Origin of the sequence: Mesorhizobium sp. ESP6-5, from assembly GCF_020164695.1 — a bacterium.
Lineage (GTDB): Bacteria > Pseudomonadota > Alphaproteobacteria > Rhizobiales > Rhizobiaceae > Mesorhizobium > Mesorhizobium australicum.
Map to the genome: position 1 here is coordinate 1 of NZ_JAIUGR010000001.1, position 13,195 is coordinate 13,195.

A 13,195-nucleotide genomic window follows, 5' to 3' on the forward strand; every position below is an offset into this window, starting at 1 on the left:
CCCCGCCCCCCCCCCCCCCCGACTTTGAGAGATTGGATCGACGTCTAGAGCATGATGCCGAAAAGTGTGAAACGGTTTTCGGACGACATGCTCTATCTCTTTGATTTAGAGACGGATTCAGATTTCAGGTCGACTCGACCTGAAATCATCCGGCTCTAGCGCGATACGAAGCAGTTGCCGCCCGCGGTCTTGTAGCTGGTGCACAAATTGATCGCATCGTTGCGCGACTGAGCCGGAACGCGCACGCGGTAGAACGTGCCCTTGCCGGCGATCTCGGCTTTGACGATGTTGGCCGTGCGGCCGGAGAGCACGCTGCCGTAGCGGCGCTGCAGGTCCTGGTAGGTCGACTGGGCACTCTCTACCGTCGGCTGAGAAGCGATCTGCATCGACCACGAACCGCTGCCGGTCGCGGTCGAGGCGGGATCGATGGAAGCGACCTGATCTGGCTTGACCTCGCCGACCACGTCGACCGGCTGGTCGGACGGACGCTGCGGCGCGATCGCAACCTTGGCCGGCGTGTTGGCCGACTGCGCCTTGGCTTCAGCCTTGGCAGGCTTGGCCGCGGGCTTCAGAGCCGGCTCATCGTCGGCCTGCGCGGCGGCGGGCGCCACGGTGCCAGTCTGGTCGGTGCCAGTCTGGCCGGCACCGGTCTGGGCGGTACCGGTCTGGTCGGCGCCAGTCTGGTCGGCGCCAGTCTGGTCGGCCCCGGTCTGATCGGTATTGGCCTGCGCGGCAGGCGCCACATGCTGTGGTGCCGGATCGGTCGGCTCCGCCGCGGCGACTTGGGGTGCCGCCGGTGCCGGATCCTCACGCGCCACTAGCGAGCCGTCGGACTTGACCACCATGGTCCTAACCTTGCGCGGCGCAACGGCAACGACATCGTTGCTGGTGCCCTTGTCCGCTTCCTGCAGGACCTGCGCGATGCGATCCTCCGACTTCTGCGTGGGCGCCGCAATGTTGGCGGGGGCCGCACCAGCGGTCGAGACGTCACCTGCGCCATCCGTGCCGGCGGCAGTGTTCTGGTCGGGAGAAAGATCGACGGCGCGGGCCGGGTCCTTCGCCTGCACGTCCACCGGCTCCTCGGCGTTGGTGACGAGCTTCTGCTGGACCGGCTCGGCCGGCTTCGCGCCCTTGACCACCGCGTCATAGACCTTGTTGTCCTGGTTCGGCACCACGGTGCCGCCCGGATTTTCCGGCTTGATCTTGATCGGTGAATTATCGGCCTTGACGATCACCGGAGCCTCACTGCCGCCCTTGCCGCCGAAAGACAGCGCAAAGGCGCCAAGGCCGCCCGCGACCGCCACGGCACCGACAATCGCCGCAATGAAGAGGCCGCGCCGGCCGGACGACCGGGCGGCTTCCCGCTCGCCGAGACCCGGAACCGACATCGCTTCGTCCAGTTCGGGATCGTAGTCGAGTTCATCGACGGTGAAATCGTCCGCCTGCGAGATCGGCTGGCTGCCGGGCAGATCATCGAAGCCTTCAGCAGCATCGGCATAGGTCGAGGCCGCCGCCGCCGCGCGGGCAGGCATTTCCGCCGGCCGTGCCGCATAGGTCCGCGCTTCCGGCTGATAGGCCGGCCTGGATTCTTCATGTCCTGGATTGACCGCGTCATATCCCGGATTGACCGCGTCATATCCCGGATTGGCGTTGCCATATCCCGGAGTGGCGTCGCCATATCCCGGATTGGCCGCGCCGTATCCCGGATTGAACCCGGCATTGTAGGATTCGTCCGCATAGGCGGCGCTAGTGGCAGAAGCAGGCGCGACCTCCACCGAATTCATTTCAGTCAGAAGGCTGGCGAATTCGGCGTCGAGATCGTCATAACCGGATGCCACCGGCTCATCATCCTCGAAATGCAACTCTGGAATGTCGAGATCGTCGGCCAGCGCCACGACGCGCTCCGGCACATCGACCGTCTCGACATCGGGCATCTCTTCATAACGCGAAGACTGCTGCGCCTGCGGTGCCGACGGAGCCACGTAGGGAGCGGCTGCAACCGGCTCGGCCGGATGGTAGGACGGCACCGCGGCCGTTTCCGGTGCTGCCGTCCAGGCCGCCATCGAGGCGGCAGACTGCGCGGCAAATGTCGGCTGTTGGGGAACCGGTGTCACGCGGCTCCACGAACGGGCCGGCTCCGACGGCGCGGAGCGTTCCGCCAGCCAATCGAGCGAATCGGCTTGATCCTGCGGGGAAGCTGTTTCCTCACGCGGGTCGATACCCTTGGCCCGGGTGGCGTCGAAGGCGCCATTGTCGAAATTGACCTCGCCCTGTTCAGCGGTCTCCGAGCCGAAATCATGGTCCTGAAGCTCGTCGAGCAGCAGGTCGTCGAGGTCAACGTCGGCCGCCTGGTCGGAACCGGACTGATGCACATCCTCGGACGCTGCTTCATCGAGATCCCAGTCGAGATCACCAACAAGATCGACAGGTTCCTCCGCGGCCTTTGCAGTCGAGACGAGTGGCGGCTGAACAGGCGCGGCGGCCGGCTGGGGCACGACCGGCTGAGCCATGGCCGGCTCCCTGGCCGACGGCAGCGTGCGCGCGGTCATGGCGCCAAGAAGCGCGTTCAACTCGTCTTCGAGGCTTCGTTCGTCCGTGATGGGCGCCTGCACTGGGGGCGCGATGGCTGCCGCCATCGGCTGCGCGGGAGCCGCTGCAATTTCGGCGGCTGGCTCTTCGGCGGGCTCGGCAAACGCCTCGTCCAAATCCAGGTCGAAAGCGTCATCCGAAATGGCTTCAGCGCCTGGAACCTCGTCCTTCGTGCCGATGACATCGGCAAGCAACTCATGTGCTCGCGGCTCCTCAAAAGCTTCTGGCTCATCGGCCTGAACGTCAAAATCCACGTCGACATCGGCCATGGCATCGTCGAACTGACCAACGAAATCCTCGCCGGAGATCGACTGGGTCTCATCCGCGGTGGCAGGCGCCGGCTCTGGATATTCGGCAGCAGCCACTTGGCGCTGATCCGCCGAATGGTCGTCGAGCATCAGCTCGTCCTCGAGCGAGATCGCAACGGCATCGTCGAATTCTTGATCGGAAGCCGGCTCGGCCGCTGCCGCCACTTCTGCAACCGGCGATTCAACGGCATACTGGGGCTCGGCGGCCTCGTCCTCGATATGGAAATCCCGGTCGAGGGAAGCGGCAAGCTCGTCTTCCATCGGCAGATCGTCGTCGAAGGCCGAAACGTCTTCGAGCGAGCTGGCCACGGTATTGTCGAAATCGATGTCGACGGCAGGCTCGACGGACGGCACAGCTTCCGCGGCGCCGGCATGGCTGGCGGCCACCGTCCGGTCATCGAGCTCAGCCATGTCCAGGTGAAAATCGTCATCAAGCGACAGCGCGAGATCGTCATCCGACACATCGATTGCCACCGGCTCGAATGCCGGCTCATGAGCCTCGACAAGCGGGGCGGCGACGCTATCGGCAGCGTCGAATTCGCCCATCAGTTCCTTCTCGAGATCAATGTCGAAATCGCCCTCTCCCGCAGCCTGATCGGCGACCATGGCTTTCGGCTCGGCCGGCGCCTGCGGCTTGACCGGCTGGCGGGGGTCGAATCCCATGATCCTGGTCAGTTCCGCGAACGGATCATCGGCGGCGATGTCGTTGTTGTCGGCTACTCTCAGCTGGGTTCTGTCTGCCATTATTGTTCCCGAACTCGCACTCATTCGGACGCCATGGACGTCGCGCAGGGTTGGCCCTTACCAGCGCAATGTGGGCAAAAGGTGACAGGTTTTTTAGTCAAACCTAACGCATTTCGGTGGGCGCGGCGGCCCCGATCAACGTCAGGCCGGACGTCAGAACATCCGAAACAGCCTGCACCAGCCCTAGTCTGGCATGCGTCAATTGTCGTTCGTTAACCTTAACAAAACGTAAGTCCGGATTATCCGTACCCCGGTTCCAGTGTCCATGGAAACTGGAAGCCAGATCATAAAGATAAAATGCCAGCCGATGCGGCTCGAGCGCAAGAGCGGCGGACTCGATCAGGCGCGGATATTCCGCAAGCTTCCTGATCAAGCCGATTTCACCTTCGTCGGTCAACGACGTTGACGCTGCCGCCAGGCTGTTGCGGTCGAAATTCGCCTCGCCCAATTGTTCGCTCGCCTGCCGGAACACCGAATGGCAGCGCGCCGAAGCGTACTGCACGTAAAACACCGGATTGTCCTTGGACTGTTCGGTCACCTTGGCGAAGTCGAAATCGAGCGGCGCATCGTTCTTGCGATAAAGCATCATGAAGCGGATCGGATCGCGTCCGACCTCTTCCACCACCTCGCGCAGCGTCACGAAGTCACCGGACCGCTTCGACATCCGCACCGGCTCGCCATCGCGAAACAGCTTGACGAGATTGCACAGGAGAACGGTGAGCTTGACGTCGTCGCCGGCAATGGCCCGCGCCAGGGCTTCCAGGCGCTTGACGTAGCCGCCATGGTCGGCGCCGAGAACATAGATCAGGTCGACGAAGCCGCGATCGACCTTGTCCTTGAGATAAGCCACGTCGGCCGCGAAATAGGTGAACGAGCCGTCGGACTTGACCAGCGCCCGATCCATGTCGTCGCCGACGGCGGTCGAACGGAACAGCGTCTGTTCGCGGTCTTCCCAGTCGTCCGGCTTCTCGCCCTTGGGCGGCGGCAGCTTGCCCTTGTAGATATGGCCCTTCAGCGTCAGGTCGTTGATCGCCGAGCGGATCTTCCTGGCATTGTCGGCATGCAGCGTGCGTTCGGAGAAAAACACGTCGTGATGCACGTTGAGCAGTGCAAGGTCCTCGCGGATCATCACCATCATCGCATCTATGGTGCGATCCTTGACGATGGCCAATGCCTCGTCATCGGGCATCTGCAGCAAGGAACGGCCAAACTCCCTGACCAGAGCCTCGCCGACGGAGACCAGATAGTCGCCGGGATAAAGTCCTGCCGGAATCTCGCCGATATCGTCGCCAAGCGCCTCGCGATAGCGCAACATCGCCGAGCGCCCGAGCACGTCGATCTGCGAGCCGGCGTCGTTGATGACATATTCCTTGGTCACGTCGTAACCGGCGAACGCCATCAGGTTGGCGAGCGCATCCCCGACGACGGCGCCCCGGCAATGGCCGACATGCATCGGCCCGGTCGGATTGGCCGAGACATATTCTACATTGGTTTTCCGGCCGGCGCCGACCGTCGATCGGCCGTAGTTGGAACCCTCGCCCAAAAGCGCCGACAGATGCGCCTGCCAGAAACCGTCCTGGAGCCTGAGATTGACGAAGCCGGGACCGGCGACCTCGGCGGCGGCGACATCCTGGTCGGCCCGCAGCGCGTCCGCCAATCTCTCGGCCAGCGCGCGCGGGTTCTGTCCGGTTGGCTTGGCCAGCACCATCGCCGCATTGGTCGCGAGATCGCCATGGCTGGCGTCGCGCGGCGGCTCGACGGCGATGCGCGACAGATCAGGCGAAACGCCGTCCTGGTCCTTCAGGTCTAGCGCGTCGACAGCCTTTGTGACTCGCGCGGTGAAATCGGCGAAGATGTTCATGGTGTATGCTCGGTGGCTTTATGACGAATCCGGCCCTTTGGCCGGCAAATCGAGCCCGCCCTAGCTCAAATCCGGGGTGCGGTCAAACAAACGCCTGTGTTCCTTGAGCGCGTAGGTGTCGGTCATGCCGGCCAGGAAATCGGCGACGCTGCGCGCTTTGATGCGATCCTCGGCGCGGTCCAGCCCTTCGCGCCAGCCGTCCGGCATGGCGCGCGGGTCGGCAAAATAGACGTCGAACAGGTCCCGGACGATCTGCTCGGCGTCCGCACGCACCCGCATGACCTCCTCGTGCCGGTAGAGATGCTTGTAGAGGAAGGCCTTCAGTTCCTTCTCGGCTTCCGCCATGTCTATCGAAAATGTCACCATCGTCTCGCCCGCCGCCCTCACCGCGTCGGCGCTCAGCGGCCTGATCCGCTCCAGATTGGCGGTGGTCGACTTGATCACATCCTCGACCATGGCCGTGATCTGGCGCCGCATCAATTCGTGGCCGGTGCGTACGTCATCAAGCCTTGGATAGCGCACGCGCACAGCTTTCAGGATCGTTCCCGGCAGCGAAACGGCCTTCAGCATGTCAAGCGTCAGCAGCCCTGACCTCAGCCCATCATCGATATCATGCGTGTTGTAGGCAATGTCGTCGGCGATCGCCGCGCACTGCGCTTCGATGCCGGCGAACCGGTCGAGCTCGAGATCCTGCAGTTGCGAGTAGTCGCGGATCGCCTGCGGTACCGGCCCTTTCAGGCCTTGGCCGCTACTGTTGGTGAGCGGACCATTGTGCTTGACCAGGCCTTCCAGCGTTTCCCAGCTCAGATTGAGCCCGTCGAATTCAGCGTAGCGCGCCTCCAGCCTGGTCACGATGCGCAGCGATTGTGCGTTGTGGTCGAAGCCGCCCCACGCCGCCATCTTTTCGTTCAGCGCGTCCTCGCCTGTGTGGCCAAAAGGCGTGTGGCCGAAATCATGCACCAGCGCCACCGCTTCGGCGAGATCCTCGTCGCCGCGTAGCGCCCGCGCCAGGGCACGTGCGATCTGCGCCACCTCGATCGAATGGGTCAGCCTTGTGCGGTAGTGGTCGCCTTCGTGCGCGATGAAGACCTGCGTCTTGTGCTTGAGCCGCCGAAACGCCGTCGAATGGATGATCCGGTCGCGGTCACGCTGGAACGGTGTGCGGGTCGGACTTTCCACCTCGTCGAACAGACGGCCCCGCGAACGTGCGGGATCCGTGGCGTAGCCCGCGCGCGGCCGATAGCCAAAACCGATGTCGCCAAGCTCATTTGTCATGGCTGATGCTGCCGCAGTTGACTTGCCCCGTCGCGCTTCATACCTATCATGTGAAACCGAAAGCAAGGTGACGCCCATGGGCGCGGATGCCAAGACTGCCATGAAAGTCGATATGACCGAGGCCGCGGCCAAGCGGATCGCCAGGATTGTTTCGGCCGAAGCCGGCAAGACGGCGCTGCGTGTGTCCGTCGAAGGTGGCGGCTGCTCCGGCTTTTCCTACAAATTCGATCTGGTCGACACACGCAATGACGACGACGTCGCCATCGAGAAGGATGGCGCCACGGTGCTGATCGACGACATGTCGCTGGTCTATATGGGTGGCTCGGTGATCGATTTCGTCGACGATCTGATGGGACAGTCGTTCCAGATCAGGAACCCGAATGCGGTCGCCTCCTGCGGCTGCGGCACCAGCTTCTCCATCTAGGACCGAGATGCCCGCAACTGGCGCGGTTCGTCAGGTTGCGCTCTCAGCCGGTCGCGACCTCGACGCGACGCTGGCCTTTTGGCGCGACGTCCTCGGCATGAGCATTCATGCCCGCTACGATCCGCCCGGCATCGCCTTCATCATGGCAGGCAATGTCAGGCTGTTGTTCACCGACGGCATCCCGGCCGGCACCCTCTATCTCGACATGTCAGGCCTCGAAGCCTTTTATGCCGAGGCCAAGGCAGCCGGCATTCCCTTCACCGCGCCGCCGGCGCTCGTCCATCGCGACACCGGGGGCCAGTTCGGCCCGGCGGGGGAAAGCGAATGGATGGCCTTTATAAAGGACCCGGCAGGCAATACGATCGGACTCGTTGAACGCCGCCCGCCGCAGGAACAATGAGACCGTCATGAAAATCGTCACCTGGAACATCAACGGCGTGCGCGCCCGCATCGGCAACCTGACCCATTGGCTGACCGAGAGCGCGCCCGACATCGTCTGCCTGCAGGAGATCAAGACGGTCGACGAGCAGTTCCCGCGTGCCGAGATCGAGGCGCTTGGCTATAATGTCGAAACCCATGGCCAGAAGGGCTTCAACGGTGTCGCCCTGCTGTCGAAGCTTCCTTTCGACGAGGTCATCAGGGGCCTGCCGGGCGACGACATCGACGAGCAGGCCCGTTTCATCGAGGGTGTTTTTTCCACCGACAAGGGCGCGCTTCGTGTCGCCTCGCTCTATCTGCCCAACGGCAACCCGATCGATGACGAGAAGAAGTTCCCCTACAAGCTGTCGTGGATGGCGCGGCTGGAGCGGTGGGCGCAGGAGCGCCTGAGGCTGGAAGAGGCGCTGGTGCTGGCCGGCGACTACAATGTCATCCCCGAGCCCATCGACGCGCGTTTTCCGGAGAACTGGCTGGGCGACGCGCTGTTCCAGCCGCGGACGCGGCAGGCTTTCCGCCGGCTGCTGAACCTCGGCTTCACCGAAGCGGTGCGCGCGGTCACCGATGCGCCTGATACCTACACGTTCTGGGATTATCAGGCCGGCGCCTGGCAGAAGAACAACGGCATCCGCATCGACCATCTGCTGTTGTCGCCGGAAGCCGCAAACCGGTTCTCATCGGCTTCGATCGAAAAACATGTGCGCGCCTGGGAAAAACCGTCCGATCACGTCCCGGTAGCGATCAACCTCGCGCTGCAGCCGGCCGGATAACCAGAGAAACCCTCATATCGCCACATTCCGACGCATGATGGGAGATCATCATGGCGGCCGGGGTTCCCATGACCATTCGATTTGCTCTTTGTCCGATCGGCTTGGCACTCGCCACGGCCGCGATCGTGCCGGCCTTCGCCGCGCAGGAATGTCTTGCCAATGGAAAATCCTATCCGGTCGGCCAGGTCGCCTGCCTGACGGTCGCCGATCAGAGTCATTTGGCTCGCTGCGACATGGTGCTCAACAACACATCGTGGACAAAGGTCGGCGATAGCTGCCCCGCAAACACGATGGCGCCGCACCTGCACGTCACGCCGATCTCCACACCCGCGCCAAGCATGGTGCCGACCGAACCAACCGAAAACTGATTTTCTGGTTCCTCGAAAGAACCTTACTGATCGACGTTGCTGCCCTTGGTCAGGATATCGTCGGCCAGTGAGATCGCGGTGCGACGGTCGGCTTCGCCGGCAGCGGCGAAGGCCTCTTCCTGCATGCCGCGAATCCAGGGCTGATCGGCCGGGGAAGCACGCTCGAGGGCCGCTGTCATCATCGCCAGGCCGCGCACGACCTTGCCGCTCTGGAACAACAGATGGCCAAGCGTCGCCTGCGCGCCGGCATGGCCCTTCTCGGCGGCGAGCTGGAACCAGCGCCCGGCCTGCTTGACGCTGGCCTTCACGCCGCCTTCACCCTTCAGGAACATCTGCCCCATCTCGAACTGGGCGTTCGGATTGCGGTAATTGGCGGCGGCGCGCATGTAGTATTCCTGCGCCGCCACCTCGTTCTCGCTGACCGGGCTGCCGGGAATGCCCTTGCGCAGATAGTCGCCCAGCGCCACCAGCGCGTCGGAGACGTAGCTTTCTTCCGGAGAGCCGGGCTCGACGTCCTGGTCGACGATCTCCGAGAAGAACTTGAACGCCTCATAATCGTCGCGGGCCACGCCGTCGCCTTCGGCATACATGCGGGCAAGCTTCCAGGTGGCGCCGATCTGGCCGTTCTCGGCGGCGTATTTATAGGCCTCGGCCGCCTGTTCCTTGTGGCCGTTCTTGTAGGCGGAGAAGCCAAACTGGAACACCGCCCAGGGGCTCGACTGCGGCTTCACTCCGGTCTTGTCGTCGAACACCTTGTCGTCGAAAGCCATGGCCTGGCCCACGGCGCCAAAGATCGCAACCGCGACCAGTGCCGGAAGGACAGATGACCTCAGCAACTCTGGTGTTGACTTCAACAACTCAGATATCCGCATAGCAGTGTGTTTCTTTCGCACCGCCCGGATGGGTGACCGCGCCATCCCGGGCGGACCCTACCGTCTGTGCGTATTTCCATATCGCGCCCGACTGATAGTCGGTCGTACGCGCCTTCCATGTCTTCGCCCGAGCCGCCAGCTCGCTATCGGACAGCGCCACCTCTATCGTGCCGTTCACCGCGTCGATCGTGATCACGTCGCCATCCCTGACGAGACCGATCGGACCGCCAACGGCCGCTTCTGGCCCGACATGGCCGATGCAGAAGCCGCGTGTGGCGCCCGAGAAGCGACCGTCGGTGATCAGTGCCACCTTGCCGCCCATGCCCTGGCCGTAGAGCGCCGCCGTCGTCGACAGCATCTCGCGCATGCCAGGACCGCCGCGCGGTCCCTCATAGCGGATGACCAGAACCTCGCCTTCCCGGTAGTTGCGATGCGTCACCGCTTCGAAACATTCCTCTTCCGAATCGAAGCAGCGCGCCGGACCGGAGAATTTCAACTCCGCCATGCCCGCGACCTTCACGATCGCGCCTTCGGGGGCAAGGTTTCCCTTCAAGCCCACGACACCGCCGGTTTGGGTAATAGGTCTGTCGGCCGGGCGGACCACATCCTGGTGTTCATTCCAGGCAACGTGCTCCATATTTTCGGCCAAAGTGCGGCCAGTGACCGTCAGGCAATCGCCATGCAGATAGCCATGGTCGAGCAGCGTCTTCATCAGCAGCGGAATGCCGCCAGCCTCGAACATGTCCTTGGCGACATATTTGCCGCCCGGCTTGAGATCGGCGATGTAAGGCGTCTTCTCGAAGATGCGCGCCACGTCGAACAGGTCGAATTTCAGTCCGGCCTCATGCGCGATCGCCGGCAGGTGCAGTGCCGCATTGGTCGAGCCACCGGTGGCCGAGACCACGGTCGCCGCGTTTTCCAGCGCCTTCAGCGTGACGATGTCGCGCGGGCGGATGTTTTTGGCGATGAGCTCCATGATTTTTTCGCCGGAAGCGAAATTGAAGCGGTCGCGCATTTCGTAGGGCGCCGGCGCGCCGCAGGAATAAGGCAGCGCGAGGCCGATCGCCTCGGCGACCGTGGCCATGGTGTTGGCGGTGAACTGGGCGCCGCAGGAACCGGCCGATGGACAGGCCACCTGTTCTATTTCAAGCAACTCGGCATCGCCGATCGTGCCGACCGAATGCTGGCCGACCGCTTCAAACACATCCTGCACGGTGATCTGACGGCCGCGATAGCTGCCGGGCAGGATCGAACCGCCATAAATGAAGATCGACGGCACGTTGAGCCGCACCATGGCCATCATCATGCCGGGCAGCGACTTGTCGCAGCCGGCGAGCCCGACCAGCGCATCGTAGCAATGGCCGCGCATGGTGAGCTCGACCGAATCGGCGATGACCTCGCGCGACACCAGCGACGACTTCATGCCCTGGTGGCCCATGGCGATGCCGTCGGTGACTGTGATGGTGCAGAATTCGCGCGGCGTGCCGTTGGCGGCCGCGACGCCCTTCTTGACCACCTGCGCCTGGCGCATCAGCGAAATATTGCAGGGTGCCGCTTCGTTCCAGCAGGATGCGACGCCGACCAGCGGCTGCGCGATCTCTGCCGCCGAGAGGCCCATGGCATAGAGATAGGACCGGTGCGGCGCACGCGCCGGACCGACAGTCACATGGCGGCTAGGGAGCTTAGCCTTTGAGATGACCTTGGCGTCCATTCTCATCCTTGCCGCGGGCGGTGCGGCCTGTCCCATCGCCGAGCCTTTTGGCGCGTGTCCCGAGACAAGATCGAGGTGCGCCGGGTTTATGGCGGGAAATGGGCAATTTCCTCGACCTGACTTCTAGCGCAGGGGTTGTTCAGGAAGTGTTGCTGAAACGTCACAATTGCGGGAAGCGGCCGAGAGTGCGGCTTATATACAACGCAGCTTGGATGATGGGCGTATCGGCGATGCCGGTGCCAACAAAAAGGCCGGGCAATGCCCGGCCTTTTAGGTTCAAATTCAGCTAGTTACCACTTGACCTTCAATGTAGTCGAGAGTGCCGTGACAAGGTCATTACCGAAGTCGGCCGTATAGCCATTGTCGTATGTTAGACCATCATCCTTGCTTACGGACGTATGTATCGTTCCGCTGGTCAGCACGCCGATCGCTCCACCGAGGCGAACTTCGATGTTCTGAGTTGGCGTGTAGGCCACGCCACCGCTGAGGGTCCACGTATCCGTCTGGGCGCTCAGGCCGGTGGACGTTCCGCGATCCCAGGTGATAACCGCCGCGCCACTCCACTGATCGTTGAATTTGTGACCGACACCGCCGGAAACCGTCCAACCGTCGCGATAGAGCAGATCAAGCGAGGTGGCGCGTACAGGGCTGGTCGTCGAGCAAGCGACAAGCCCCTGGGTCGAGGTCGGGCAGAATGGAATGCTCTGCAGCTCGCTCCAATTCACCCATTTGATGGAGCCAAACGCCAGCCAGCCGGGCGCTATGCCCGACTGCAGCTTGAGTTCAACCGAATCCGGAACCTCCGCAGACCCGTAAACATCAGTCACGCGTCCAAGAAGCGGGTTCGTCGGGTTAATGAATCCGGGAACTTGAGTCAGGTCGAGCGTTCCGCTCAGATTGTCGAGCTTGACCGCCGAATTGTAGACCAAGCTTCCACGCAACGCGATATCGGGGATTTCGTAAGCAACACCAGCGCGCCAGCCCCAACCGTCTCCCTGGAGATCAAGGCGACCGATGCCGCTGCCCAAAAGCGGTGAAGGAAGCGGAGCGACCAGTTGTTCCTTGAAGCCGGAAACATCCTCATGGAACACGCCGCCGATGAAACGAAACTGACCTTTGCCGAGGTCCGTCTTATACGAGCAGGTGGCACCAAAGGCTTCACTTTTTACCTGCGTGTCAACGTTGCTTTGTGCACCCGCCCAGTTAGCACCGGGATTGCTGGAGGCACCGATGGGCTGAGAGTAGTCGCCCAGGCAATCGATCGGGCCCATGCCGACCTTGATGCCGGCGTTGGGCACCCAGTAGCTTTCTGTGTCACGTGCCGAGGTGGAAAACTTGGGCCCACTCAGGGTGCCGTCTGACGGATCGGTATCCTTTGCGTTCTTCAGATCCCGTTGCGGCATCACATAAGTGCCTGAAAGTTCGCCTGTGACCTGAGCCGGATCGAACAGCAGGTCGATATCGTACCAGCCACGCTCCAGTCCGCCGGCATGCGCCGAACTCATTGCCGTCCCGATCAAAGCCAGCGAAAAGCATCCTGCTCCCAGCAGTGCTTTCAGACGCAAATTGTTCATGGATGTCCTCCCCGAATAACTAGTGCATCAAGCTAGAACCAATTCAGGTTAACGGTGCAACAACGAATTGATTGGCGTACATGTACATGTTCCCGCAACGTATTTTGGACAAAATGCGAGCGGATGCCGCGGCGCCAAAAAAGGGCCTTTGGCGAGGTTTGCCTTTCCCAAAAAAGGAAAAAAACGGCCAGAAAGGCCCAAAAAAAGCCGATTTAAGGGGTCTTCGGCCCCATTGTTACATTATGGCAACAATGGGGCAAAAAC

At 62.5% G+C, this 13,195-nt stretch carries 10 protein-coding genes; 4 read left to right on the forward strand and 6 right to left on the reverse strand.

The genetic code is table 11. The annotated features are described in order from the left end of the window. Nucleotides 1–155 precede the first annotated feature (155 nt). The 3 genes from LB524_RS00005 to LB524_RS00015 all read right to left on the reverse strand — a co-directional run bounded on the left by LB524_RS00005 (nt 156) and on the right by LB524_RS00015 (nt 6,777). The gene (locus tag LB524_RS00005) at nt 156–3,641 is read right to left on the reverse strand and encodes an SPOR domain-containing protein (protein ID WP_224523027.1); all 3,486 of its coding nucleotides are present in this window, start codon (nt 3,639–3,641) and stop codon (nt 156–158) included. Nucleotides 3,642–3,744: 103 nt separating this feature from the next. Further along, complete coding sequence (gene argS, locus LB524_RS00010; protein WP_224523028.1) at nt 3,745–5,502, reverse strand: arginine--tRNA ligase; 1,758 nt, start codon at nt 5,500–5,502, stop codon at nt 3,745–3,747. A 60-nt stretch (nt 5,503–5,562) separates the two neighbouring features. Next, nucleotides 5,563–6,777 (reverse strand): deoxyguanosinetriphosphate triphosphohydrolase, encoded by a 1,215-nt coding sequence (locus LB524_RS00015; RefSeq protein WP_224523029.1) that lies wholly within the window; start codon nt 6,775–6,777, stop codon nt 5,563–5,565. 76 nt (nt 6,778–6,853) lie between these two features. Between LB524_RS00015 and erpA the strand changes: the two genes are divergently transcribed. From erpA to LB524_RS00035, 4 genes are read left to right on the forward strand one after another with little or no spacing between them, the layout of a single operon-like run. After that, the gene (gene erpA / locus LB524_RS00020) at nt 6,854–7,201 is read left to right on the forward strand and encodes an iron-sulfur cluster insertion protein ErpA (protein WP_140661113.1); all 348 of its coding nucleotides are present in this window, start codon (nt 6,854–6,856) and stop codon (nt 7,199–7,201) included. 7 nt (nt 7,202–7,208) lie between these two features. Further along, nucleotides 7,209–7,601 (forward strand): VOC family protein, encoded by a 393-nt coding sequence (locus LB524_RS00025; protein ID WP_224523030.1) that lies wholly within the window; start codon nt 7,209–7,211, stop codon nt 7,599–7,601. A gap of 7 nt (nt 7,602–7,608) precedes the next feature. Then, a complete protein-coding gene (xth, locus tag LB524_RS00030; protein ID WP_015317524.1) occupies nt 7,609–8,406 on the forward strand; it encodes an exodeoxyribonuclease III in 798 nt (265 codons plus the stop codon). Between the two features lie 50 nt (nt 8,407–8,456). Further along, nucleotides 8,457–8,774 (forward strand): hypothetical protein, encoded by a 318-nt coding sequence (locus LB524_RS00035; protein ID WP_015317523.1) that lies wholly within the window; start codon nt 8,457–8,459, stop codon nt 8,772–8,774. Nucleotides 8,775–8,797: 23 nt separating this feature from the next. On the opposite strand, the gene LB524_RS00040 is transcribed toward LB524_RS00035, so the two are convergent. The 3 genes from LB524_RS00040 to LB524_RS00050 all read right to left on the reverse strand — a co-directional run bounded on the left by LB524_RS00040 (nt 8,798) and on the right by LB524_RS00050 (nt 12,931). Continuing rightward, entirely contained in the window at nt 8,798–9,646 is an 849-nt protein-coding gene (locus LB524_RS00040; protein WP_140616060.1) for a tetratricopeptide repeat protein, read from the reverse strand. After that, complete coding sequence (gene ilvD, locus LB524_RS00045) at nt 9,633–11,357, reverse strand: dihydroxy-acid dehydratase (protein WP_140661111.1); 1,725 nt, start codon at nt 11,355–11,357, stop codon at nt 9,633–9,635. Before ilvD ends, LB524_RS00040 begins: the two co-directional genes overlap by 14 nt. 290 nt (nt 11,358–11,647) lie before the next feature. Next, nucleotides 11,648–12,931 carry an OmpP1/FadL family transporter gene (locus tag LB524_RS00050; RefSeq protein ID WP_224523031.1) on the reverse strand — a complete coding sequence of 428 codons (1,284 nt, stop codon included), beginning with the start codon at nt 12,929–12,931 and terminating at the stop codon, nt 11,648–11,650. Nucleotides 12,932–13,195 lie beyond the last annotated feature (264 nt).

What these genes read in the sequence shown, in the direction of transcription:
- ilvD (WP_140661111.1), bottom strand. Translation starts at nt 11,357, where the DNA reads ATGGACGCCAAGGTCATCTCAAAGGCTAAGCTCCCTAGCCGCCATGTG.
- LB524_RS00025 (WP_224523030.1), top strand. Translation starts at nt 7,209, where the DNA reads ATGCCCGCAACTGGCGCGGTTCGTCAGGTTGCGCTCTCAGCCGGTCGC.
- erpA (WP_140661113.1), top strand. Translation starts at nt 6,854, where the DNA reads ATGGGCGCGGATGCCAAGACTGCCATGAAAGTCGATATGACCGAGGCC.
- LB524_RS00005 (WP_224523027.1), bottom strand. Translation starts at nt 3,641, where the DNA reads ATGGCAGACAGAACCCAGCTGAGAGTAGCCGACAACAACGACATCGCC.
- xth (WP_015317524.1), top strand. Translation starts at nt 7,609, where the DNA reads ATGAAAATCGTCACCTGGAACATCAACGGCGTGCGCGCCCGCATCGGC.
- argS (WP_224523028.1), bottom strand. Translation starts at nt 5,502, where the DNA reads ATGAACATCTTCGCCGATTTCACCGCGCGAGTCACAAAGGCTGTCGAC.
- LB524_RS00035 (WP_015317523.1), top strand. Translation starts at nt 8,457, where the DNA reads ATGGCGGCCGGGGTTCCCATGACCATTCGATTTGCTCTTTGTCCGATC.
- LB524_RS00015 (WP_224523029.1), bottom strand. Translation starts at nt 6,777, where the DNA reads ATGACAAATGAGCTTGGCGACATCGGTTTTGGCTATCGGCCGCGCGCG.
- LB524_RS00050 (WP_224523031.1), bottom strand. Translation starts at nt 12,931, where the DNA reads ATGAACAATTTGCGTCTGAAAGCACTGCTGGGAGCAGGATGCTTTTCG.
- LB524_RS00040 (WP_140616060.1), bottom strand. Translation starts at nt 9,646, where the DNA reads ATGCGGATATCTGAGTTGTTGAAGTCAACACCAGAGTTGCTGAGGTCA.